The following is a 22,011-nucleotide window of genomic DNA, read 5'->3' as shown; positions in this document are numbered from 1 at the left end:
GGGTGAGGGGCTTTGAGTTTTGTTCGTCAACTAAGGGAACTAGACATCCGTTGACTATTAATAGAACGATGCTCGGCTAGCTTGGGTAGAACCCTACAGCTTCGACATCACGGTACGCGCTGCTTCTAGGGTGCGATCGATGTCTTCATCGGTGTGGGCCAAGGAGGTGAAGCCGGCTTCAAACTGGGATGGAGCCAGGTACACGCCTTGTTCCAACATGCCGCGATGGAAGCGACCAAATTTGGCTAGATCCGACGTCTTAGCATCTTCGTAGTTATGCACCGGGCCAGCGTTGAAGAAGAAGCCGAACATGGCGCTGATTTGCCCACCGCAGGCCTCGTGACCCGTTTCTTGGGCGATCGCCAGCATCCCCTCAGCTAGCTTCTTGGTGATTCGATCGAGCTGCTCGTAGGTGCCAGGCTGGCGCAGCAGTTCTAGGGTTTTGATGCCTGCCGTCATGGCTAGGGGGTTGCCCGATAGGGTGCCCGCTTGATACATGGGCCCAGCCGGAGCCACCATGTCCATGATGTCGCGCCGACCGCCGTAGGCTCCCACAGGTAGACCGCCGCCGATAATTTTCCCGAGGGTGGTGAGGTCAGGGGTGACGCCAAAACGCTCTTGGGCACCGCCATAGGCAATGCGGAAGCCGGTCATCACTTCGTCGAACACCAGCAGCGCGCCATGTTCTTGGGTGAGCACCCGCAGTCCTTCCAGAAAACCGGCATCGGGGGGAATGAAGCCGGAGTTGCCCACAACCGGCTCTAGGATCACCCCAGCGATTTCGTTGGGATTCTCGGCAAACAGGGCTTTTACTGCTTCCAGGTCATTGTAGGGAGCGGTCAAGGTAGCTTGGGTGGCCGCCTTGGGGACGCCGGGGGAGTCGGGCAGACCGAGGGTGGCAACCCCAGATCCGGCCTTCACCAAGAACATATCGGCATGGCCGTGGTAGCAGCCTTCAAATTTAATGATCTTGTCGCGACCGGTGAAGGCCCGCATCAAGCGCAGCACGGCCATGCAAGCTTCGGTGCCGGAGTTGACGAAGCGCACCATTTCAATGCTGGGTACGGCGTCGATCACCATTTCTGCCAGCACGTTTTCTAGGTAGCAGGGTGCGCCAAAGCTGGTGCCTTTATCGAGGACGTCATGGAGCGCTGCCAAGACATCGGGGTGGGCGTGACCACAGATGGCGGGGCCCCACGTGCCGACATAGTCAATATATTGATTGCCGTCTACATCCCAGATGTAGGCACCTTTGACGCGGTCGAAGACAATCGGCTGCCCTCCCACGGACTTAAAGGCCCGCACTGGCGAACTCACGCCACCGGGCATGAGTTTTTGGGCGGCGGCAAAGATTTCTTCTGATTTTGTGGTTGTAAAAACAGGGCTGGTAACCAAAACACTCTCCTTAAAACTAGTCGCCTCACGGTCAATTCTCAGCGGGATGTCTGACGCGGATCGCCAGTGGGGATGCGATCGCTCCCCAGGTCACCCTTTATTCCACGGTCATGACAGGGTGGAATCGGTGTTCAGAATCTTCCTATTATCCTATCGTTGGCATCGACTGATCTTGGCGATCGCAAGAATCTTCGCGATAATCTTTAACCGATGGTCGATCAGGATGCCGACAGGGCGGGCTTGACGCCAATCAACAGCGCCATTTCTAGCCATTTCCAATAGCAGTCTACGTCATTGAAGCCCATCTCCCGCAACCAAGTGAGCTGGGTTTCAACGTCCAAAAGCTGATTAGACGGATCGTCGTCTTTGGGATCGATGCTGAGCGATCGCAGGAAGAGTTCATGTAATCGGGGCGTGGGAGATGAGACATGCTCTAGGTTGCAGAAGATGCCCCCCGGTTCTAGGCGATCGAAAATTTCACCGTAGAGCGATCGCTTGCGGGCGTCCCCGAGGTGATGAATGGCAAAGCTAGAGACAATGGCGTCAAAGGTGCCCAGTTCCGGCAGCGGTTCCTCTAGGTTATGGGCCACAATCTCCACCGTGGCGTCATCAGCAAAGCGCGATCGCACGGCCTCTAGCATTGTCGGAGAAAAATCCAGGGCCACGCCTTGGGTCTGGGGGCGATCGCATTTCAGCAGCGCCAATAGTCGCCCATCGCCGGTACCAATATCCAGAATGCGCCGAACATCCTGGGGGACGTGATCTAAGAGCACTCCTTCCCCTTCGGTGCGATGGGGAAGGGAATCGGCCCGGCGCAGATATTGCAGCGCATGGTCAGCAGATGTCCAGCGGTTGGTAACCATAGGTTCAACGATGAAGGGTGACGATCGGCCTCTGGCGGTGAATTTAGGACAGCGATCTTAGACTGGCGATCGCGCGATTAACGCCGGGAGGACGAGCCGCGATAGATGCGCTCTAGTTGCTCCGGTGGCAGCCAGGATGATTCGTATACGGGCTTGGGATCTCGGCTTGCCGCCGCAACCGCAGGACTCCCGTTGTTGCCGCGCAGGGAGGGCGATTCGGTGGGGGTGAATTCGATGGAGCAAATCGGATGTTCAGCGTTCACCGGTGTAAAGCCGTGGGCCTCGGGGTCGTAGGTCATCACGGTGCCGGTTTCAATGTTGTAGACCCAGGCATGAAGCTGAATTTTCTTCTGGGATAGCCGAGAATGGATCACCGGATAGGTTTTCAGGTTCTCAATCTGCGTGAGCACGTTCTCCGCCACGGTGAGGTCTTCTAACTCCTCGCCCTCTAGGTTGGAATAGTTCTCACGAATCAGGCGACGGGTGGCTTCGGCGTGCTTCAGCCAGTCGCAGACCAGGGGCATGGTGTCTCGAATGCTGTCGAGCTTGAGGAGACCTTTCATGGCACCGCAGTGGGTGTGGCCGCAGATCACCACTTGCTCAATATTCAAGGCATGGATGGCATATTCAATCGATGCTCCTTCGCCGCCGTTGGTGGAGCCGTAGGGGGGCACGATATTACCGGCGTTGCGGATGACAAACAGATCGCCAATGTCCGTTTGGGTGATGATGTTGGGTTCCACCCGAGAATCGGAGCAGGCGATGAACAACACCCGAGGTTTTTGCCCGTGGGCTAGTTGTTCAAACAGCTCTCGATGTTGACAGAAATATTGGCTCTGAAAGTTGCGCAGCCCTTGAATTAGCTTATCCATAGCAACCGGTATCCTTCCTTAGTGACCGACACGATCGATGGGCAGCCTGACTGTCCCGAGCTTTTCCTGCAGCGTTGCGATCGCCGTCTGAGCCGTCGCGTTGGTCGTGTGCCTACTATTGTCCTGCACTTTGGCGATCGCAACACACCGCCTCGATAGTGATCTCATTAGAATGCCTAAACCGATTGATTAGGCTACGACGCCTGTTAGTTGCGCAGATCGGACAGGGCACCCATGGCCATGGCAGCGATCGCCTGATCGTTGGCCTTGGGCAGATGGTAATACTTGCCGCCCGCCTGTTTCGCCAGTTCCTTAGCAAAGCCGGTGGAGACAAATTTATTTTCGGTATCAATCACCAAAAGCTGCATGCCCGTGGCTCGAACCTTACCGGCAATATCCAGCAACTCTTCCTTAATATTGGGCTTTTCGCCGTCGGGAATGGTTTCACCGAGCGATCGCGCTAGGGGAATGTTACCCCGTCCGTCGGTAATCGCCACGATCACCACCTGCCCCACATCCCCAGACTTTTGAGAATTGGTGCCCACCCGCACCGCCTGGGTGAGACCATGGGCTAGGGGCGATCCACCGCCGCAGGGCATTCGCTCCAGCCGCCGACTGGCTGCTGCGATCGATCGGGTTGGGGGCAGCAACACCTCGGCCTGTTCACCCCGGAAGGGAATCAGCGCCACCTGATCGCGGTTTTGGTAGGCCTCAGTCAAGAGTCGCAGCACGGCACCCTTGGCAGACTGCATGCGGTTCAGCGCCATAGACCCCGACGCATCCACCACAAAAATCACCAGGGATCCAGCTTTGCGGGCCAGGCGCTTGGCGCGAATATCCGACTGTTCCACAATCACCCGGCGGTTGGGCTGGCGCTCCCGGCGGGCCTTTTGGTAGGGCGCAGCCGATCGCAGGGTGGCATCCACGGCAATGCGGCGCACCTGGCCGCGGGGCAGCATGGGCTTGATATAGCGTCCCCGGTCTTCGGAGAAAATCATGCCTCGGGAACCCGATTTCCCCTGACGGTTGGCCATCTGGGCAAAGTACAGCACATTAGGGTCGAGAATCACCCCTTCTGGATCGAAGACAAACTCTTCCGGCACGCCCGGCGGTTCCTGCTCCTCTTGATCCTCCGGTTCGTCCTGCTCCTCCTCCTGCTCCTCTTGATCCTCGGGTTCGTCCTGATCTTGATCCGAGGCATCGGGCTGGTTGGGGGGTGGCGGTGGCGGTGGGGGCTGTTCTTCCTCCGGCGGCGTTTGCACCACCGTGGCTCGGGGCACAATCACCAGTTCCACGGCTCGGCGCAGATCGTCGGCGGTGACATCCACCCGGCCATCAAAAGCCGCATGGGCCTTGGCCACCCGCACGGCAAACAGCTCGGCTCGGTGCCCCTGCACCCCGGCCCGCATGGCTTCGTTCACTAAGTAGGCAATTTGGTCTGGCTTAATCCGAACGTCTTTCAACCATTCCCGCGCCAGCAAGATCTGGGTTTTGAGGCCATCTAGTTCTTCGTCATACTGGGCCAGAAAGGCCTGGGGCGTTTCGGCATAGTTCGTGGCTTGCTCCACCGCCATCACCCGTTCATCCAACCCCAGCACCGCATCGGCGGATAGGGCAATGGCAATGCGATCTAAAAGATGCGATCGCAACTCTCCCTCTTCGGGGTTGTAGGTGGCGATCAGCAGGGGACGGCAGGGATGCTGAAAACTAATACCTTCCCGTTCAATCAAATTGCGCCCGTCGGTTAAGGCCGACAGCAGCAGGTTAGCAATTTGATCATCCAGCAAATTAATTTCATCGACATACAGAACGCCGCGATTGGCCTCCGCCAACAGCCCCGGCTGGAACACCGTCTCGCCCCGCTGAATCGACTGGGCCACATCTACGGATCCAATCAGGCGATCTTCAGTAACGCCGAGGGGAATTTGGATGAAGGGTGCCGGTACGATCTCGGTGGGTAGGGGACAGGGAGGTGCAATACTATCTGTTGACTCTACGGGGGGCAGGTCGGCCAGCCGCTGCAGGGTGTCGTCATCCCACTGATCGGGGTGGAGGGGGTCGCAGTTGCAGCAGGAGCCTTGAACCACCTCAATGGGCGGCAAGAGGGCATGGATAGCGCGGGACATCACCGATTTTGCTGTGCCTCGCCGTCCGGCAATCACCACACCGCCCAACCCTGGATCCACCGCCGCCAGCAGCAGCGCTAGCTTAATGGCCTCTTGACCAACAACGGCTGACAAAGGAAATGCAGTGGACGAGCGAGTAAGGGCGACCATGGTCAAATTCAGTCATCACAATGGGTGCAGTTAACTAGCATACAGGAAAACCCTAGGGGAGGGCGATCGCTGTCTGCACCACCAACCTCGTTGAGACGGTCTAGCGCGGTTCTCATCTAGGTATCGGTAGCGTGAGGTTCAGAGCTGGGTGAAATATGACAAACCGCCGATCAGCAATCAGACTCAGCGAAGCAATGCTACACCACAAAGCTGATCGCCTCTCCCTGGGCTGCTTGCCAACTGCGGGCGTCGTAGTACAGATCTTCGAGCGACACGGTGTAGAGCGCCTGCTTCATGGTTTCGTGGAGCCGGTGCCAAATGGTGTGGGTGACCCAATCTTGGGCATGGTCGGCGCTGGGGAGATGACGCGGTAGGGGTTCTACGGTTTCGCCTACGGCATCTAGGATTTGCCCGAGGGAAATGCTGGCGGGCGATCGCGCCAATCGATAGCCACCATGGGCCCCGCGCACCGATTCTACTAAGCCTGCCCGCCGTAGCTGAATCAGCAGCTTTTCGAGGTAGGGGGGTGGTAGGTCTTGCCGTTGAGCGATCGCCCGCACCGATGCAGGGCCGTAGTTGGGCTGAAACGTCAAATCTAGGAGGGCTTTCACACTATAGTGCCCGCGGGTCGTGAGCTTCATGGGGGCACCGCAGTCAACGATCTTGATCATACGTCCTAGCTGGTGTCCACCGATGACTCACCGATGGCTAGGCGATCATTCTCATAACCTATTTTGACACCCTAGGCTATACCGATGAACGGATGGTTTCTGGCAGGCGGGGAAGGATCAATCAGGGAGCGATCGCGTCTCTGCATTGCATGACCAATCCTATCTAAGCCAATGGTAAGTTCTGTATTTCTCCTAGCTTGCAAACTTACAAGATCAAGCTTCTTTTTAAGTAAAACTAATAGAAATTAGCATGAGACGGTAAGTTTATCGGTGTAATATAGATCGAAGGAACGGTAGCAAGAGTGCAGTGGGTTCGTAGACGAAGATAGCCTTAGAAAGTTCTCTTAGTACCATCCATTGAATACCGTCTGAAGACCTTTAGGTGAGAAGCATTTCATCTTGGCAATAGGCTTCTTGATCGTCTTCCTCTAAATTCTGATCCTCGTTTGACATGGGTGGTAAACGGGATTGGCTCTTTGTCTAATGGATGTCAAAAGAGGGAGAGCCAGTCTCCAGTTGGGTGCAGGGTTAGAAGGATTCCTTCTGCTTCCGATGGTGTCGTGCCGTTTCTGCTTTTTGTTGATTGACGATCGCGATAGTAAGTAATGAGTAAAAAGAAGAAGATCGAGCTACTAACGGGCGAGGCACTCTTAGCCAGGGTCAAGGAATTAGAGCATTTGCCCAAGGATCAAACGGCAAAAGAGTGTGGTTACTACACCGTTACGAAGGGTGGAGTAGAGCGGGTTAATATGATGAAGTTTCTCAATGCTCTGATCGAAGCAGAGGGCATTGAACTCGATGGAAAACAAGGGCAGAATGGCCGCGGTGGACGCAGTGCCAGCTATCGAATTACGGTGCAGGCTAATGGTAACCTCCTCATTGGTTCGGCCTATACCAAGCAAATGGATCTCAAGCCCGGAGATGAGTTTGAAATTTCTCTAGGACGTAAGCACATCCGTCTTAAACAAGTGAATGGTCAAGGGATGGATGATGACGACGAATAGTCTTCACCAAGGCGATCGCTCTTATCGGCAGTGTCTTGATCTGAGAGAGATTCTGTGGGGGGTATTCCAGTTTTGCAGCCCTCACCCTAAATCCCTCTCCCAGGCAGGGCGAGGGACTTTGAATCCGGCTCCCCTTCTCCCATTTTGGGAGAAGGGGCTGGGGGATGAGGGACAGACGTGCAAACGTGAGATGCACCTGAGGCTGTGGGGGGCGCAGTCCAGTTGACTCTCTTGATTTGTCCTGGCATCCATGACCCCCATCTCACCCAAGGGTTGCTCAACGACCTGGGGCGATCGCTGCCGACACCGCTGATCGTTCCGGCGGATCAGCCTCCCTATTCCGCTGCGCATGGGTGGGATGTTTTGATGCGATCGCAGCCTGATGTGTCTTCTCCGCTGACGGTGCTGGCGTTTAGCGCGGGGGTGGTGGGGGCGATCGGCGTTGCTTGGGCTTGGTATGCTCGGGGCTATCCCCTGCAGCAGTTGATTGCTGTGGATGGTTGGGGGGTGCCGCTCTATGCGCCTTTCCCGGTCTATCGCGTCAGCCATGATGCCTTCACCCACTGGAGTTCTTGTCCCTTGGGGGGCACGACCTATGGCTTCTATGCCGATCCGCCGGTGGCTCATCTCGATCTATGGCGATCGCCCCATACTGCCACGGGCTGGGCCGTCCGTCCGGCACTGGGGCAGCCGTCTTGCCCGATTGGCCTGCCGGCGGAACGCACCACGGCTGCGGCTTGGCTGCGGCAGTCCCTGGCTTCGCACCTTGCACCTCCTGTCTGACCTTTGGGATTGGGACGCGATCTTAGGCGGAACCATGTCAGCAGTTGCTAACCACCTGCGTAACAGTCTCTGTAAGGAAAAAGGTGTTCGAGGGTAAGATGCAAATCAAGGGAGTATGGCAAGCCGATGGACAAAAAACTGTTGTTGAGAATACTAAACTTCATCCCTCTGACCCTCGACAGCATCAAAGCATCGGCATTAGACTGAAATATTAACGATTCTCTGAAAATCCAGGTCTGTCCTTTCATCCGTCCACACTGGCTATGGCTGAGGCTTTCTCCATGCATTCCAACAGCACTGCAACCAAAAGCGCCCTTTCATCCACCGTATCGAGCCCGACGTCCACTTCTTCGTCGTCGGTACGGGTCACCGGAGCCTTTGCTCTCATCGATAGCCTACGCCGTCATGGGGTCAAGCATATTTTTGGCTATCCCGGAGGGGCCATTCTGCCTATTTACGATGAACTCTATCGGGCTGAGGAAGCCGGCGGTATCCAGCATATTTTGGTGCGCCATGAGCAAGGTGCGTCCCACGCGGCCGATGGCTATGCTCGGGCGACCGGGCAGGTAGGCGTTTGCTTCGGTACCTCCGGCCCCGGCGCAACGAACCTCGTCACCGGTATTGCTACAGCCCAGATGGACTCGATTCCCATGGTGGTGGTCACCGGGCAGGTGTCTCGGGCTGCGATCGGTACCGATGCGTTTCAGGAAACCGACATTTTTGGCATTACCCTGCCGATCGTCAAGCATTCCTACGTGGTGCGCAATCCGGCAGACATGGGCCGGATTGTGGCGGAAGCCTTTTACATTGCCGCGACGGGGCGGCCGGGGCCGGTGTTGATTGATGTGCCTAAGGATGTGGGACTGGAGGAATTTGACTATGTGCCGGTGGAGCCGGGGCATGTGAACTTGCCGGGCTATCGGCCGACGGTGAAGGGCAATCCGCGCCAGTTTAACCAAGCGCTCAGCCTGATCCGTCAAGCTAAGAAGCCTTTGCTGTATGTGGGGGGAGGGGCGATCGCTGCCTCGGCCCATGGAGAAATTCGTACCTTAGCCGAGCGCTACGGTATTCCCGTCACCACAACCTTGATGGGCAAGGGCGCTTTTGATGAACACCATCCCCTTTCCGTGGGTATGTTGGGGATGCATGGCACCGCCTATGCCAACTTTGCGGTGAGTGAATGTGACCTGCTGATTGCGGTGGGAGCCCGGTTTGATGACCGAGTTACCGGCAAGCTTGATGAGTTTGCCTCTCGGGCGAAGGTCATCCATGTGGACATTGATCCGGCGGAAGTGGGTAAGAATCGCATTCCGGATGTGCCTATCGTGGGCGATGTGCGTCAGGTCTTGAGTGGCCTGTTGCAGCGCGATCTCGACTCCCACATTCAGCCTGAGGCTGCCCAAACCCAAGCCTGGCTAGACCGCATTAACCAATGGCGGCATGACTATCCGCTACAGGTGCCTCACTATGCCGATCAACTGTCGCCCCAAGAGGTGATTGTGGAACTCAGCCGTCAGGCTCCCGATGCCTACTACACCACTGATGTGGGACAGCACCAAATGTGGTCGGCCCAGTTCCTCAAGAATGGCCCGCGTCGTTGGATTTCCAGTGCTGGGCTAGGCACCATGGGCTATGGTCTGCCAGCAGCGATGGGCGCGAAGATGGCGTTGCCCGATGAGCAGGTGATCTGTATCAGCGGTGATGCCAGCTTCCAGATGAACCTGCAGGAGCTAGCGACCTTGGCGCAGTATCGCATTGCTGCAAAAACCGTGATTATTAACAACGGCTGGCAGGGGATGGTGCGTCAGTGGCAGCAAACCTTCTACGGCGAGCGCTATTCGTCGTCGAATATGCAGCCGGGTATGCCCGATTTTGTGAAGCTGGCGGAAGCGTTTGGGGTTAAGGGTATGGTCGTGAATACCCGCGAAGAACTGGCGGAGGCGATCGCTATCATGCTGGAGCATGACGGCCCGGTGCTGATGGATGTGCGGGTTTGCCGTGATGAAAACTGCTATCCCATGGTGGCTCCCGGTAAGAGCAATGATCAAATGCTGGGGTTACCTATTCCGGCGGGATCTGCGGCGGCACCTACGACGGCTGTTTGTTCGAGCTGTGGTCATGCGAATGAGCCTACCCATCGCTTCTGTTCGGAGTGTGGCACGAAGCTTTAAGGATCTGGCAGTAGATGGTTGGGTTGTGGCTTTCTCCCTTCGGGAGACGTTTCACGTTGGCGTAGCCTGTCCTCAGGACAAACGGCTTCGCTCAGCCAGCATAGGCCTTGGGATGTTGTTGATCCGCTGATTGATGTTGCCTTGTGCTAGTCCCTTGTCATGGGGGGCATGGTTATACATGTCATGTTTCCATGGGGCCATAGCGTTGGGGTTGCTTGTGGTGGGGTTGCGCTGTCTTGTCCCAGAGTTGATCTATCCTGTGGGAGGATATCCAAGCCGTTTGTTGAGGCATACACCATGAGTGAGGCACCCACCCTAAGCCTGTGCATGATTGTCAAAAATGAGGAAGAGAATCTGCGGCGCTGTCTGGATAGCGTCATGGATGTGGTGGATGAACTGGTGATTCTCGACACCGGTTCGGCAGACGACACACCGGATATTGCGGAAGCCTACGGGGCTAAGCTGCATTATTTCCTGTGGTGTGATGACTTTGCAGCGGCCCGTAATGCCTGCCTCGCCCATGCCACCGGGGATTGGGTGCTGGTGTTGGATGCGGATGAACAACTGGTTCCTGGGGTAGGGGCGCGGCTGCGGGAGGCGATCGCTGATCCTAATGGCTTGGTGGTGAATTTAGTGCGCCAGGAAATTGGTGCTGCCCAATCGCCCTATTCTTTGGTATCTCGGCTCTTTCGCCGCCATCCTAGCCTGTCCTTTTCCCGGCCCTATCACGCCATGGTGGACGATAGCGTGGCGGAGTTGATGCGCCAAGAGGCTCACTGGACGGTGGCCAACCTTCCCGGCGTCGCCATGTTGCATCACGGCTATACGGCAGAGGCGATCGCCAGTCGCCATAAGCTGAACAAGGCGCGGCTGGCTATGGAGCGATTTCTCGTCACCCACCCCGGCGATCCCTATGCCTGCAGTAAATTGGGGGCGCTCTATGTGCAGATGGAACGGGTGCGGGATGGGGTGGAATTGTTGGAGCGAGGTTTGCAAGGGAGCAACTTGGATCCATCGGTGGCCTATGAGCTGCACTACCATTTGGGCATTGCCTATAGCCAACTCACCCATGTGGATCAAGCTGCCCAGCATTACCAAGCAGCGATTCAGCAAGCTATTTTTCCGGTCTTAAAGCTAGGAGCCTACAACAATCTCGGCAGTCTGCGGCGGGCGGCGGGCGATCTGGCGGGGGCGGAGGCGGCCTTTCGTGCCATGGTGGACATTGACCCCGAGTTTGCCATCGGCCATTACAACCTGGGTCTGACCCTGAAGGGCATGGGCCGGTTTTCAGAGGCGATCGCCCACTATGACCAAGCGATTCAACGCCAGCCCGACTATGCTGAGGCCTACCAAAACCTAGGCGTCACCCTTTTTAAGCTAGGGAAGATGCCCGAAGGATTGGCTGCATTTCAAAAGGCGATCGCCCTCCATCAGTCCCAAAATCCGGTGGAAGCCCATCGTTTGCGTCAGGGGCTAGCCCAGATGGGGTTCACGGTTACTGCGCCCGAAGCCTAATCGCCGTGCCGCTAGCGGTGACCAGCAGCAGCGCCCCGCGATCGTCGATGTTGATGGTGCCGGTGTCGATTTCGATACCGATCACCGCATCGGCTCCCAGGCGGGCTGCTCGTTCTTCCAATTCCTCGAGTGCATCCTGATGCCCCTTCTCGAAGACGCGCTCATAGCTGCCGGTACGCCCGCCAATGATGTCACGAATGCCAGCAAAAAAGTCTCGCAGGGCATTACTGCCGTAGACCACCTCAGCGGTGACAATTCCTAGGTAGGCGTCCACAATTTGTCCCTGAAGGACATCGGTTGTTGTTAAAATCATAGGCTACATTCACCAACGACAAATCTTCCCACAACGAACCATTCACGTCCCGTTTGATGCCGCATGAATCCACCGGAGCTAACCGGATGGGCTGAACGAGCGACGTAAACTAGCAGCATTGAGGAGCTAGAGTTATACCCATGGTAAACCGAATTGCATTGACCCTAAGTGTTTTGATGGCCACGCAGGCGATCGTCCTCCCGGCTTGGGCCCAATCACCCCCGGCGCTCATCAGTCAAGCGTCGAGCGGCAATGAGCAGCTCAATGACCTGTTAGACGAAGGACGAGACCTGGTGGCTGCGGGAGATTATGGCGCGGCTCTGGCTGTATACCAGCAGGCGATCGCCCTAGAACCTGATAATGCTCGCATCTACTCCGGTATCGGCTTTGCCCATGCCAATCAAGGTGACTATCAAGAAGCTGCCGCTGCCTATGAGCAGGCGATCGCCTTGGAATCGGACAATGCTGATTTTTACTATGCCCTGGGCTATAGCCAGGCGAATCTGGGGAACTATGACGCCGCTGCCGAAGCCTATCGCCGCGCTACCCAGCTCTCCTCGGACTACAGCGATGCCTTCCTCGGTTTAGGGGTGGTGCTGGTGCGGGCAGAACGCTACGACGAAGCCCTAACGGCCCTGCGTCAGTTGCAGTCTCTGCGGCCTAATGATAGTCGAGCCTATGAATATCAAGGTGTTGCCTACATCCAGCAAGGGCAACACCAAGAGGCCGTCTCTGCCTTACAGCAAGCGGTTGCTATTACTCCCCGCAGTGACTCCTACCTCAACCTGGGCATTGCTCTGGTGAACTTGGGCAACATGCCAGAAGCACTCACGGCCTTTGAGGAAGCGATTCGTCGGAATAGTGGTAATGGGCGGGCCCATCTTCAAGTGGGTGATATCCGTCGTGCCCAAGGAGATCTAACGGCAGCGATCGCGGCCTATCAGCAAGCCACCCGCGTTCAGCCAGATATGGCCGAAGCCTATCGGCTGTTGGGCAGTGCGCTCTTGGAAGACGAGAATCCCCTTTGGAGCAGCGTTGCCTATCGCCGCTATACCGAATTAGCGCCTAACGATCCAGATGGATTTTATGGCTTGGGGGAGGCACTCATCCAGCGAGCGCTGTCCTATGATGCGGTGACGGTGTTTGAAACCGCCCTAGATCTCTACCGTCAGCAAGGCAACGCTGACGGCATTGCGAAAACAGAAGAGATGCTCAACGAGTTGCAGTAGCGATCGCCTTTGTGGGCCTAGAGTTTGTTGAAGAGATGGGCATGGCTCAACAAGCTCTGTGGCCTGCATCTCGCCCTAGCTAGGTTGCTGGTGGCAGAGCGGAATTGACATGTCCGGCGATCGCCGGACTGACGATTCGGTTATCCCCCGATGCCAGGAACTCTCCTGATCGAAAATAATTCTAAGAAGGTACATGCAACGGCTCCGGCGATCGCTCTGCCATCTTATCTACAGGCAAAGCTGGTCAGGAGAGCTGTACAAGCGCACCGCGACCTATCTGGGCAATATTGCTGGGCGTGATGCGAGGTCAATGGTTTCATCTGTGGAGAGCAGAGTATGGTTTGGATGAAGCAAATTAAGACAAGGATTGGCATGAAGCAAGGTCTCAAAACCCTTGTCCTGTCGTTGCTAGCAGGTTTGGTATTTGTGGGCGTTAGCTTTCAGGTGATTGGTGGGCGATCGGTTGCGGCTCTGGCTAGTCCAGCGATCGCCCAAGTTCCTGCCGCCCAGGTGCCGACTCCCACGGAGGTGCGAGGCGGCCACAATTTTGTCTCTGCAGCGGTGCAGCGGGTTGGCCCAGCCGTGGTGCGGATTGACACAGAACGCACCGTGTCTACTGGGTTTCAAACCGATCCGTTTTTTGATGATCCTTTCTTTCGGCAATTCTTTGGCGACAACTTTCCCTCCCAGATGCCCCAACAATATCGCCAGCAGGGGCAAGGTTCTGGGTTTATCGTTGATGCCAGCGGTATTGTGCTTACCAATGCCCATGTGGTCAGCGGTGCCGACAGTGTGACGGTCACTCTCAAGGATGGCCGCACCCTCCAGGGTGACGTTCGGGGTGTGGATGAACCCTCCGATTTGGCAGTGGTCAAAATTGATGGCAGTGACCTGCCGGTTGCGCCCCTGGGCAATTCCAGCGATGTGGAAGTGGGAGACTGGGCGATCGCGGTGGGCAATCCCCTAGGTTTGGACAATACAGTCACCCTGGGTATCGTCAGCACTTTGAATCGCTCCAGCGCCCAAATCGGTATTCCCGATAAGCGTTTGGACTTTATCCAAACCGATGCGGCGATCAACCCCGGCAACTCCGGTGGGCCGTTGTTGAACCAAGCAGGTGAGGTGATTGGCATCAACACCGCCATTCGCGCAGATGCAGAAGGCATCGGTTTCGCTATTCCCATCGATGCGGTGAAGGCGATTAAAGATCAGCTAGCTCGTGGGGAAACCATTCCCCATCCTTATATCGGCATCCAAATGCGATCGCTCACCGCTGACCTCGCGAAACAGTCCAATGACGATCCGAACGCCGCTATTCAACTTCCGGAAGTAAATGGGGTGTTGGTGATGCGGGTGATGCCCAACAGTCCTGCTGCGGAAGCTGGGCTACGGCGCGGCGATGTGATTACGGACATTGATGGGCAGACCATGACCACGGCGGAAGACCTCCAACGCACGGTGGAACGGAGCAACGTTGGTCAATCCCTGCGCCTGCGGGTGATTCGCAACGGCAATACCCAAACTATCACCGTCCGTCCTGGCAATCTCCAGGATATGCAGCAGGGTTAGAGCCTGGTTGGACTACAGATCCCCGATGTTTTTAAAACATCGGGGATCTTTTACATCACCCATATTTCACTACATCGTGCCGCGAAAGATGCCTTGGGGACGAATGAGCAGCACCAAGATCATCATGCCTAGGGCAACGCCTAGCTTATATTGGGCTCCCAAGAGCGGCACGCTGAGTTCCTGAACCATGCCAATGACCAGCGCTCCCAGAATGGCACCGTAGGGGTTACCGATGCCGCCGAGGATGACTGAGGCAAACATGGGCAAAATCAAGAACCAGCCCATATTGGGACGCACGGCAGTAATTAGACCATACAGGCCACCGCTTAGGGCCGTTAGACCGGCGGCGATTACCCACGTCCAAATCACCACCCTTTCCACGTCAATGCCGGAGACACGGGCTAGGTCAATGTTATCTGCGACGGCGCGCATGGCTTTACCTGTTTTGGTATGCTGCAGCAGATAATGTAGCCCGAGAATCACCACGGCGGAAAGGGCTACGACAACTAGGTTGTAGTACTTGATGCGTATGCCCCAGACGTCGAGGGCAGCGGTGATCGGGAGGTCATAGCTTTGGTTGCTGCCGCCCCAGAACAGAATGATGCCATTGCGCAGAAATAGCGCGAGTCCAATGGAAATAATGATCAGGGTGGTGGGGGTAGCGCGGCGATCGCGCATGGGGGCCCAGAGCAGTTGTTCGCAGAGCAGGGCAACTAGAATGGTGCCGATCGCTCCCACAACCATGGCAAGCCAAATATTTAACCCATTCAGATTGGCGACGAGGGTGAGGTAGGCACCGAGGGTCATCAAGTCGCCATGGGCGAAGTTGGCGAGGCGTAAAATGCCGTAGGTGAAGGTTAGCCCAATGGAGGCGAGGGCGATGATGCTGCCTACCGCAATGCCGTTCACCAAAAGCTGGATCAGGTCTGGACTCATGGGTCAATATGCCAAACGGGATAAGTCCCCATTGTCCAAGACCTGTGGCTGTTTGCAAAGCGTGGCCCCTAGGAGATGTTGACACAGGCTGGGAGGGCGATCGCTTTTTGCAGATCGGATACCAATGTGTAGATGGCCCACTCCATGTTGCCCTCACCCTAAATCCCTTTCCTAGAGGACGAGGAACTTTGAGGCATCTTAAACGATGACCTTGCAGATGGGACAATCGCCTGGGACAGCCTAATTTTTGGGGGGCTCTTCCTCAGGGTCGGGGGTCTCGATGGGATCTGTGGAGACATTATCGACCGCTAGGGATAGCTGGTAGTCCAAGGGTTCTCCATGGCGAGATACTACAACCACTTCGTAGTAGCCAGTCTGGGGCAGTTGTCCTGACCAAACCGTGTCAGAGGCATCTTCGAGCAGCACCGGTTGCTCAGATGTGGGGCGCGGTAGGTAGAGCGACAGCAGCGTACTGTCGGATGGGGCCTGCAGGGCGAGGCGCAAAAATTGCTTTTCACCCAAGTTAGCGATATAGATCTGTCCGCCTCCGGGCTCTAGGCGATCGCTGAGGTCAGTGCTGAATTGTCCTGCTTCAAAGACAACTTCCTCTAGCACGGCACCCTGTTCAATGGCGTCTACGTAATCAAAGGCGATCGCTTGCCACACCTGGCCCATGGGGGTTTCTAGAAAGTCTTGCCCCTGCTGCTCGGGCCAGAGGTGGAAAAAGCGGGCGTCGGTGAGGTCATTGAGGGCCCGACCGCTGACAAACTGCTCATTCACCTGTTGCCGCCAGCGATCGCGATCTGCCGCCGTAAATTGACCGAGTCGTTGCCGGGCTGCAGGACTGAGGTGGGTTTCTAGTTGATCCAGCCATTCGGAGGCGATCGCTGTCCATTGCGATCGCCCGTCTGCATCTTCGGGACTGTCGGAAAGCGTTTGCCCCCGCTGTTCAGGATAGCGATCGAAAAAGGTTTGGTTGGTGAGGTTCACCAGGAGGGCATAGTCTACCCCCAACTGTCGCCGTCGTTCGCCTAAGGCCGCCTGCCGGGCCTGTTCCTCGGGGGGAAGATTGGAGGACACTTCCGGCTCCGTCTCATCCACCGCTCCCGCATCCGGCGAGAAGGGTTCATCCACCGGCAACAGTAAGCGATTGGCTAGCCACCAGCCGCCCGTCCCCGCGCCGAGGATCACCGGGATCAACAGTAGCCAGACCCAGATGCCAGATCCAGATTTGCGGGCGGTGACCGGTGAAGCGGCGTAGGTCGGGTTGTGGGTCGGGGCGATATGGTTTGCGGTGGGTACCGATGATGGGCTGGCCGTTGGGGCTGGAGGTTGGGTGATGTATCCAGGCGTTGCTCCAGACAAGGTGCTTTGCAGGGCCTGCAGGACGGCTTGGGCAGAGGGGTAGCGATCGCTGGGGCGGGGCGACAGCATGCGCTGAAAAATCTGGGTGAGATGGGGACTGAGGGCCACCTTGCTCGTCCATGGCACCGATCCTTGGAATAAATCCTGGGGCTCTTCGCCGGTCATCAACACCAGCATGGTCACCGCTAGGGCATGGAGGTCGCTATCGGGGGAGGCGGTGCCCCGTTCCATTTGCTCGTGGGGTGCATAGCCTACCTTGCCAAGGCGGGTGAGGGCGGGGACGGGATGATTGGGATTGTAATATTGGGAGGCGATCGCTGCCACTTGTTTGACGCCGCCAAAGTCAATCAGCACCGGCAGTTGATCATCAAACCGCAGCATCAGGTTATCTGGAGCAATATCGCGGTGAATGACACCTAGCTTATGGATATAGTCCAGCACCGGCAAGAGCTGGCTCATCAATTGCAATACTTCCAGTTCGCTGAAATAGCGTCCTTCATCGCGGCGGCTGTTCAGCAAGCTGCGGTAGGTGCGCCCATCAACATAGTCCTGAACTAAGAAGAGGCGATCGCTTTCCCCATCCACCGCCCGAAACATTTCCCGAAACTTAGGAATTTGGGGATGCTGAAGTTCGTAGAGCACCCCGGCTTCCCGTCCAAAGAGTTCCTGGGCCTTTTTCAAGGCCTGATCGCCCTGCACCAGCGGCGCAAATTCTTTCAAGACGCAGGGTTCATTAAAGCGATAGGTATCTAGGGCCAAATAGGCCCGTCCAAAGCCCCCCTGCCCTAGCTCCCGCTCAATGTGGTAGCGCTGCCCCAACAGTTTGTCAGCCGAGCGTTGGGGGGTGACTAAGGCCTGACCGCAGATGCAACAAAATCGGCTATCGGCTGGGTTGGTATGGCCATTGCTACACAGTAACGTCATGATTGCGTCCTCGGGGGTCTCTAAGGAATTCTACGGACTTTTGCCTCATCATTCCTGACTGCAGACATCAACTATCGCCGTACACCGGAATGGCAGCACCCCGCAGATCCCCTGCTGCTTCGGAGGCCAGGAAACAAATCACCTGGGCCAAGGAAGCTGGATCCACCCATTGCTTCACCTGTTCTGTGCCCATGTCGTTGCGGTTGCTGGGAGTGTCGATGATGCTGGGCAGCACTACGTTGGCCGTGATCCGAGTGCCCTTGGTTTCTGCAGCGATCGCTTTCGTCAGCGCCACTACCCCCGCCTTGGCTGCACAATAGGCCGCCAACTGTGCCCCCGGTTCCACCGCCCCGCGCGACCCCACGGTCACGATCCGCCCGTAGCCCGTTTCCCGCATCCGCCGCAGGCTATGCTTGCAGACCAAAAACGTACTGGAAAGGTTGAGGGCAATGTCCTTTTGCCATTGGTCATAGCCGTAGCTGTGGGTGGCCCCCATAGAAAAGCCGCCCACCAAATGGATGGCCACATCCACGGCCTCCATGCGGTTCACCATCTGTTCCACCGCCGCTTCGTCCAGCAAATTCACCGGCACAAACTGGATGCGTGCCAGATCGCCGGGAGATAGCCGCCCCTTGAGGCGCTCCACTTCCTGGGGATTGCGATAGGGAATGGTGAGCGAGGCAACACCCTGACGTAAGACGGCTGGTGTTACCCCTAGCCCCAGACCGCCCGTACCGCCGGTGAGCAAAACATGCTTATGGTTCATGGTGAAGATCCCCTACATCGGTCACTCTCATTGTGACCAAGAATGGGGAAAAGCTGCAAAATCTAGCCGGACGTGGAAGGGCGATCGCTCTCCTCCCCAACGATCGCCCTCACCCTGAATCTACAGCGAACTATTGGAGGGCACATAGTCGGTGCTGGATTGCACCGATGGATCCGGTTCTGCGGTGGATGTGTCCGCTGGATCGCTTTCGGTATGTTCGTCCATTTGCTGGGGCGATCGCTGCAGCTCGGTGGCTTCGGTGATCGGTCGCCGTTGATCAATGAGCTGAATGGCACGGCTGACGGTTTCCGGTAAGATCACCACCAAACTGCCGCTGGGCGCTGCATCTAGGGCTGTATTCACCGCCGTTACCTCGTCCAAAATTTCCTCGTAGGGAAACTCGGGATTGACTTGGCGGATGCCATCAATGATGAAGTTAGCAGCGCTGCCTCGGGGACGTCCCCGCGTATCGTCGTCTTCTTTGACAATAATCCGATCGAAAATGCTGGCAGAAAGCTGACCCAGGGTGACAAAGTCTTCATCGCGGCGATCACCGGGCCCACCCACGACACCGATGCGATCGCCGGGCCAATTGCGCACAAAGCTGCCTAGGGCTTCGTAGCTAGCTGGGTTGTGGGCATAGTCAATCAAGGCATGGAAGTCGCCAAGGTTGAAGAGGTTCATGCGGCCAGGCGTTTGATCCACCGAGGCTTGGAAGCTATGCAGGGCTGCCCGAATTTGATCAATGCTGACGCCTTGGGAAAAGGCAGCTAGGCTAGCGGCTAGGGCATTGGCAATCATGAACGGAGCGCGGCCGTGCATGGTCAGCGGTACGTTGATTGCCTGCTCGATGCGCAGAGTCCAGTCGCCTTTGAGGATGGAGAGGTAGCCATTTTCGTAGACTGCGGCCAATCCGCCCTGCTGGGTGTGCGATCGCACCAGGTCATTGTCGGGATGCATGGAGAAGTAGGCAACTTGAGCCTTCACCCGCTTGGCCATGGCGGACACGAGGGGATCATCGGCATTCAGCACCGCATAGCCATTGGGCCGCGCCGTTTCCACAACCACGCTCTTCAGGTGGGCGAGATCTTCCACGGTGTTGATATCGCCGATGCCCAGGTGATCTGCCGCCACGTTGAGCACCACACCCACATCACAGTCCCTAAAGCCCATTCCCGATCGCAGTAGACCGCCTCGGGCTGTTTCCAAGATCGCCACTTCCACGGTGGGGTCTTGCAAAATCACCTGAGCGCTTTGGGGGCCGGTGGTGTCGCCCCGTTCCACCACGTAGTCGTTGATATAAATGCCGTCGGTGGTGGTGTAGCCCACCACTTTTTGGGTTTGCCGGAAAATGTGGGCAATCAGGCGGGTGGTGGTGGTTTTACCATTGGTGCCGGTGATCGCCACGATGGGAATGCGAGACGAGCTGCCGGGCGGATAGAGCATGTCTAAAACGGGAGCTGCCACGTTGCGCGGTAGACCCACGCTGGGGCAGAAGTGCATCCGGAAGCCCGGCGCAGCATTCACTTCAACGACCACGCCATCCACTTCTCGCAGGGGACGGGTGATGTCGGTGGTGACGACGTCAATGCCGGCAATATCGAGGCCAATGATCTTGGCAATTCGCTGGGCCAGCCAGACATTTTCTGGATGAATGTCATCGGTGCGATCGATGGCGATGCCGCCGGTGCTGAGGTTGGCGGTGGCTCGCAGGTAGCAAACCTCGCCTTCGCTCAGAATGGTGTCTAGGGTATAGCCTTGGCGATCGAGCAGTTGCCAGGTGGTGCGATCGACTTCAATGCGGGTGAGAATATTGGCGTGACCATCGCCCCGACGTGGATCGCGGTTGACTTCCTCCACCAGTTCGCTAATGGTGGAGCGGCCATCCCCAATCACATGGGCAGGCACGCGCTCTGCTACGGCGACGACCTGGCCATTGATCACCAAAACGCGGTGGTCTTGACCGAGGTAGTAGCGCTCAATGATGACTGCATGGGTTTTAGAGGTTTTTTGGGCTGCATCGTAGGCGGCTTCGGCCTCTTCCCAAGAGTTGATGTTAATGGTGATGCCGCGGCCGTGATTGCCGTCTAGGGGCTTGATGACGATGGGGTAGCCGCCCACATCATCGATGGCATCTTTAAGTTCATCGAGGTAGTAGATCACCACCCCGCGCGGTACGGGCACCCCGGCATCCTTGAGAATGCTCTTGGTACCTTCCTTATCGCAGGCTAGCTCCACGCCCAAAATGCCGGTGCCGTTGCTGAGGGTGGCTTGGATACGCCGTTGATTGACGCCGTGGCCGAATTGGATCATCGCCCTTGCGCCTAGCTGCACCCAAGGAATGCCGCGTTCATCGGCTTCTTTAACAATATTTTCGGTGCTGGGGCCCAGGGATGCTTTGGCCCAGAGGTCGCGTAGATCGACGAGATCTTGCTCCAGCTCCTCGGCTGGATAGACGCCTTCATTGATGATGCTTTGGCACATGCGCACGGCGGCCCGCCCAGCATAGCGGCCGACCTGCTCGTCGATATATTCAAAGACCACCCGATAGACGCCGGGGGTGCTAGTTTCGCGGGTGCGCCCAAATCCTACATCCATGCCCGCTAGGCTTTGTAGCTCCAGCGCCACATGCTCCACCACATGCCCCATCATGGTGCCTTCTTGAACCCGAGAAAGAAACCCTCCACGGCAGCCGGGGGAACAGAAGTGTTCCATCAGGCTCGGCAGTGCCTGGTGCAGTCCTTCATAGAAGCCTGGTATGTCACTTGTGGGGCGATCGGCAACGTCTTCTAGATCTAGGCGTAAGACGATTAATTTGCCATAGCGAATGCTCCAGTAGTTTGGGCCTCGTAGGGTCTGGGTTTTAAGAATTTTCATAACAGTGCTTGGCGACTCTCTCAGTAGCGGAGGGTGGGAGGTAGGCGGCGGGTGGGGTAGAACTAGACAGGTTGGATGCTCAGGGAAGGGTCGCAGGTCGGCCGCGGTGGTGTTGGTGCAAGGTAGCCGCGATCGCTTGGTGGTTGCTTCTAGGTCTAGTCTCGATGACATAAAACCCAGCAAACTGTTCACCGTGAACATGTATGCGACTGACGAGGAGTGCCGTTGAGCCGTATCTTGCCTTAGGGCATGGGGTTGAATGGTATCTAGAGCTATCTATCTAGAGCTATCTAGAACTATCTATCCAGAACTGTCCACGATTCAGAAGGCTGCTCGGTCGGCATCTGGTGAGCAGCCAGCATGAACGCTTCCCCTATTCTTATGCAGATTGGGGGAAAATTTCAATTGAATCTAGCCGTCAAGTCATTAGTAGGTGACATCCGTGGGGGGCTCGTTCCAGCCATCTTAGATAGGACGGGTGG

General features: G+C 56.8%; 17 protein-coding genes. 7 read left to right on the top strand and 10 right to left on the bottom strand.

Going from position 1 to position 22,011, the window contains the following annotated elements; translation table 11 throughout:
- Positions 1-93: 93 nt before the first annotated feature.
- The 3 genes from hemL to JUJ53_RS14370 all read right to left on the bottom strand — a co-directional run bounded on the left by hemL (position 94) and on the right by JUJ53_RS14370 (position 3,130).
- Positions 94-1,395 carry a glutamate-1-semialdehyde 2,1-aminomutase gene (gene hemL / locus JUJ53_RS14380; protein ID WP_204152721.1) on the bottom strand — a complete coding sequence of 434 codons (1,302 nt, stop codon included), beginning with the start codon at positions 1,393-1,395 and terminating at the stop codon, positions 94-96.
- Positions 1,396-1,613: 218 nt separating this feature from the next.
- Positions 1,614-2,258, bottom strand: a complete 645-nt coding sequence (locus JUJ53_RS14375) for a class I SAM-dependent methyltransferase (protein WP_204152720.1) — start codon at positions 2,256-2,258, stop codon at positions 1,614-1,616.
- A 77-nt stretch (positions 2,259-2,335) separates the two neighbouring features.
- Positions 2,336-3,130, bottom strand: coding sequence for a carbonic anhydrase (locus tag JUJ53_RS14370; protein ID WP_204152719.1), 795 nt, complete (start codon positions 3,128-3,130; stop codon positions 2,336-2,338).
- A gap of 21 nt (positions 3,131-3,151) precedes the next feature.
- Between JUJ53_RS14370 and JUJ53_RS14365 the strand changes: the two genes are divergently transcribed.
- On the top strand, positions 3,152-3,289 hold the full coding sequence (locus tag JUJ53_RS14365) for a hypothetical protein (RefSeq protein WP_204152718.1): 138 nt from the start codon (positions 3,152-3,154) through the stop codon (positions 3,287-3,289).
- A 47-nt stretch (positions 3,290-3,336) separates the two neighbouring features.
- On the opposite strand, the gene bchD is transcribed toward JUJ53_RS14365, so the two are convergent.
- Together bchD and JUJ53_RS14355 are read right to left on the bottom strand one after the other, a co-directional pair.
- Positions 3,337-5,406, bottom strand: a complete 2,070-nt coding sequence (bchD, locus tag JUJ53_RS14360) for a magnesium chelatase ATPase subunit D (RefSeq protein WP_204152717.1) — start codon at positions 5,404-5,406, stop codon at positions 3,337-3,339.
- A 197-nt stretch (positions 5,407-5,603) separates the two neighbouring features.
- Entirely contained in the window at positions 5,604-6,047 is a 444-nt protein-coding gene (locus tag JUJ53_RS14355) for an RrF2 family transcriptional regulator (RefSeq protein WP_204152716.1), read from the bottom strand.
- Positions 6,048-6,682: 635 nt separating this feature from the next.
- On the opposite strand from JUJ53_RS14355, the gene JUJ53_RS14350 reads away from it, so the two are divergent.
- The 4 genes from JUJ53_RS14350 to JUJ53_RS14335 all read left to right on the top strand — a co-directional run bounded on the left by JUJ53_RS14350 (position 6,683) and on the right by JUJ53_RS14335 (position 11,550).
- Positions 6,683-7,081 (top strand): AbrB family transcriptional regulator, encoded by a 399-nt coding sequence (locus tag JUJ53_RS14350; RefSeq protein WP_204152715.1) that lies wholly within the window; start codon positions 6,683-6,685, stop codon positions 7,079-7,081.
- Between the two features lie 222 nt (positions 7,082-7,303).
- Positions 7,304-7,864 (top strand): hypothetical protein, encoded by a 561-nt coding sequence (locus JUJ53_RS14345; RefSeq protein WP_204152714.1) that lies wholly within the window; start codon positions 7,304-7,306, stop codon positions 7,862-7,864.
- A gap of 281 nt (positions 7,865-8,145) precedes the next feature.
- On the top strand, positions 8,146-10,035 hold the full coding sequence (ilvB, locus tag JUJ53_RS14340) for a biosynthetic-type acetolactate synthase large subunit (protein WP_204152974.1): 1,890 nt from the start codon (positions 8,146-8,148) through the stop codon (positions 10,033-10,035).
- 297 nt (positions 10,036-10,332) lie between these two features.
- The gene (locus JUJ53_RS14335; RefSeq protein ID WP_204152713.1) at positions 10,333-11,550 is read left to right on the top strand and encodes a glycosyltransferase; all 1,218 of its coding nucleotides are present in this window, start codon (positions 10,333-10,335) and stop codon (positions 11,548-11,550) included.
- On the opposite strand, the gene JUJ53_RS14330 is transcribed toward JUJ53_RS14335, so the two are convergent.
- Complete coding sequence (locus JUJ53_RS14330; protein WP_204152712.1) at positions 11,531-11,863, bottom strand: YbjQ family protein; 333 nt, start codon at positions 11,861-11,863, stop codon at positions 11,531-11,533. The two genes, JUJ53_RS14335 and JUJ53_RS14330, sit on opposite strands and share 20 nt — an antisense overlap.
- Positions 11,864-12,003: 140 nt before the next feature.
- Here JUJ53_RS14330 and JUJ53_RS14325 point away from each other — a divergent pair, with 140 nt between their 5' ends.
- A complete protein-coding gene (locus JUJ53_RS14325) occupies positions 12,004-13,092 on the top strand; it encodes a tetratricopeptide repeat protein (RefSeq protein WP_204152711.1) in 1,089 nt (362 codons plus the stop codon).
- Between the two features lie 345 nt (positions 13,093-13,437).
- Complete coding sequence (locus JUJ53_RS14320; RefSeq protein WP_343327964.1) at positions 13,438-14,661, top strand: HhoA/HhoB/HtrA family serine endopeptidase; 1,224 nt, start codon at positions 13,438-13,440, stop codon at positions 14,659-14,661.
- A gap of 69 nt (positions 14,662-14,730) precedes the next feature.
- Here JUJ53_RS14320 and JUJ53_RS14315 read toward each other — a convergent pair whose 3' ends face one another.
- The 4 genes from JUJ53_RS14315 to cphA all read right to left on the bottom strand — a co-directional run bounded on the left by JUJ53_RS14315 (position 14,731) and on the right by cphA (position 21,529).
- Positions 14,731-15,597 carry a branched-chain amino acid ABC transporter permease gene (locus JUJ53_RS14315; RefSeq protein WP_204152710.1) on the bottom strand — a complete coding sequence of 289 codons (867 nt, stop codon included), beginning with the start codon at positions 15,595-15,597 and terminating at the stop codon, positions 14,731-14,733.
- A gap of 240 nt (positions 15,598-15,837) precedes the next feature.
- A complete protein-coding gene (locus JUJ53_RS14310; protein ID WP_204152709.1) occupies positions 15,838-17,886 on the bottom strand; it encodes a serine/threonine-protein kinase in 2,049 nt (682 codons plus the stop codon).
- A 67-nt stretch (positions 17,887-17,953) separates the two neighbouring features.
- A complete protein-coding gene (gene fabG, locus JUJ53_RS14305) occupies positions 17,954-18,652 on the bottom strand; it encodes a 3-oxoacyl-ACP reductase FabG (RefSeq protein ID WP_204152708.1) in 699 nt (232 codons plus the stop codon).
- Between the two features lie 120 nt (positions 18,653-18,772).
- The gene (cphA, locus tag JUJ53_RS14300) at positions 18,773-21,529 is read right to left on the bottom strand and encodes a cyanophycin synthetase (protein ID WP_204152972.1); all 2,757 of its coding nucleotides are present in this window, start codon (positions 21,527-21,529) and stop codon (positions 18,773-18,775) included.
- Between the last annotated feature and the right edge of the window lie 482 nt (positions 21,530-22,011).

It is taken from the genome of Leptolyngbya sp. CCY15150 (assembly GCF_016888135.1).
GTDB lineage: Bacteria > Cyanobacteriota > Cyanobacteriia > RECH01 > RECH01 > RECH01.
This window is presented reverse-complemented; position numbering and strand designations above follow the sequence as displayed.

What these genes read in the sequence shown, in the direction of transcription:
- JUJ53_RS14375 (WP_204152720.1), bottom strand. Translation starts at nt 2,258, where the DNA reads ATGGTTACCAACCGCTGGACATCTGCTGACCATGCGCTGCAATATCTG.
- JUJ53_RS14370 (WP_204152719.1), bottom strand. Translation starts at nt 3,130, where the DNA reads ATGGATAAGCTAATTCAAGGGCTGCGCAACTTTCAGAGCCAATATTTC.
- bchD (WP_204152717.1), bottom strand. Translation starts at nt 5,406, where the DNA reads ATGGTCGCCCTTACTCGCTCGTCCACTGCATTTCCTTTGTCAGCCGTT.
- JUJ53_RS14355 (WP_204152716.1), bottom strand. Translation starts at nt 6,047, where the DNA reads ATGAAGCTCACGACCCGCGGGCACTATAGTGTGAAAGCCCTCCTAGAT.
- JUJ53_RS14350 (WP_204152715.1), top strand. Translation starts at nt 6,683, where the DNA reads ATGAGTAAAAAGAAGAAGATCGAGCTACTAACGGGCGAGGCACTCTTA.
- ilvB (WP_204152974.1), top strand. Translation starts at nt 8,146, where the DNA reads ATGCATTCCAACAGCACTGCAACCAAAAGCGCCCTTTCATCCACCGTA.
- JUJ53_RS14335 (WP_204152713.1), top strand. Translation starts at nt 10,333, where the DNA reads ATGAGTGAGGCACCCACCCTAAGCCTGTGCATGATTGTCAAAAATGAG.
- JUJ53_RS14330 (WP_204152712.1), bottom strand. Translation starts at nt 11,863, where the DNA reads ATGATTTTAACAACAACCGATGTCCTTCAGGGACAAATTGTGGACGCC.
- JUJ53_RS14325 (WP_204152711.1), top strand. Translation starts at nt 12,004, where the DNA reads ATGGTAAACCGAATTGCATTGACCCTAAGTGTTTTGATGGCCACGCAG.
- JUJ53_RS14320 (WP_343327964.1), top strand. Translation starts at nt 13,438, where the DNA reads ATGAAGCAAATTAAGACAAGGATTGGCATGAAGCAAGGTCTCAAAACC.
- JUJ53_RS14315 (WP_204152710.1), bottom strand. Translation starts at nt 15,597, where the DNA reads ATGAGTCCAGACCTGATCCAGCTTTTGGTGAACGGCATTGCGGTAGGC.
- JUJ53_RS14310 (WP_204152709.1), bottom strand. Translation starts at nt 17,886, where the DNA reads ATGACGTTACTGTGTAGCAATGGCCATACCAACCCAGCCGATAGCCGA.
- fabG (WP_204152708.1), bottom strand. Translation starts at nt 18,652, where the DNA reads ATGAACCATAAGCATGTTTTGCTCACCGGCGGTACGGGCGGTCTGGGG.
- cphA (WP_204152972.1), bottom strand. Translation starts at nt 21,529, where the DNA reads ATGAAAATTCTTAAAACCCAGACCCTACGAGGCCCAAACTACTGGAGC.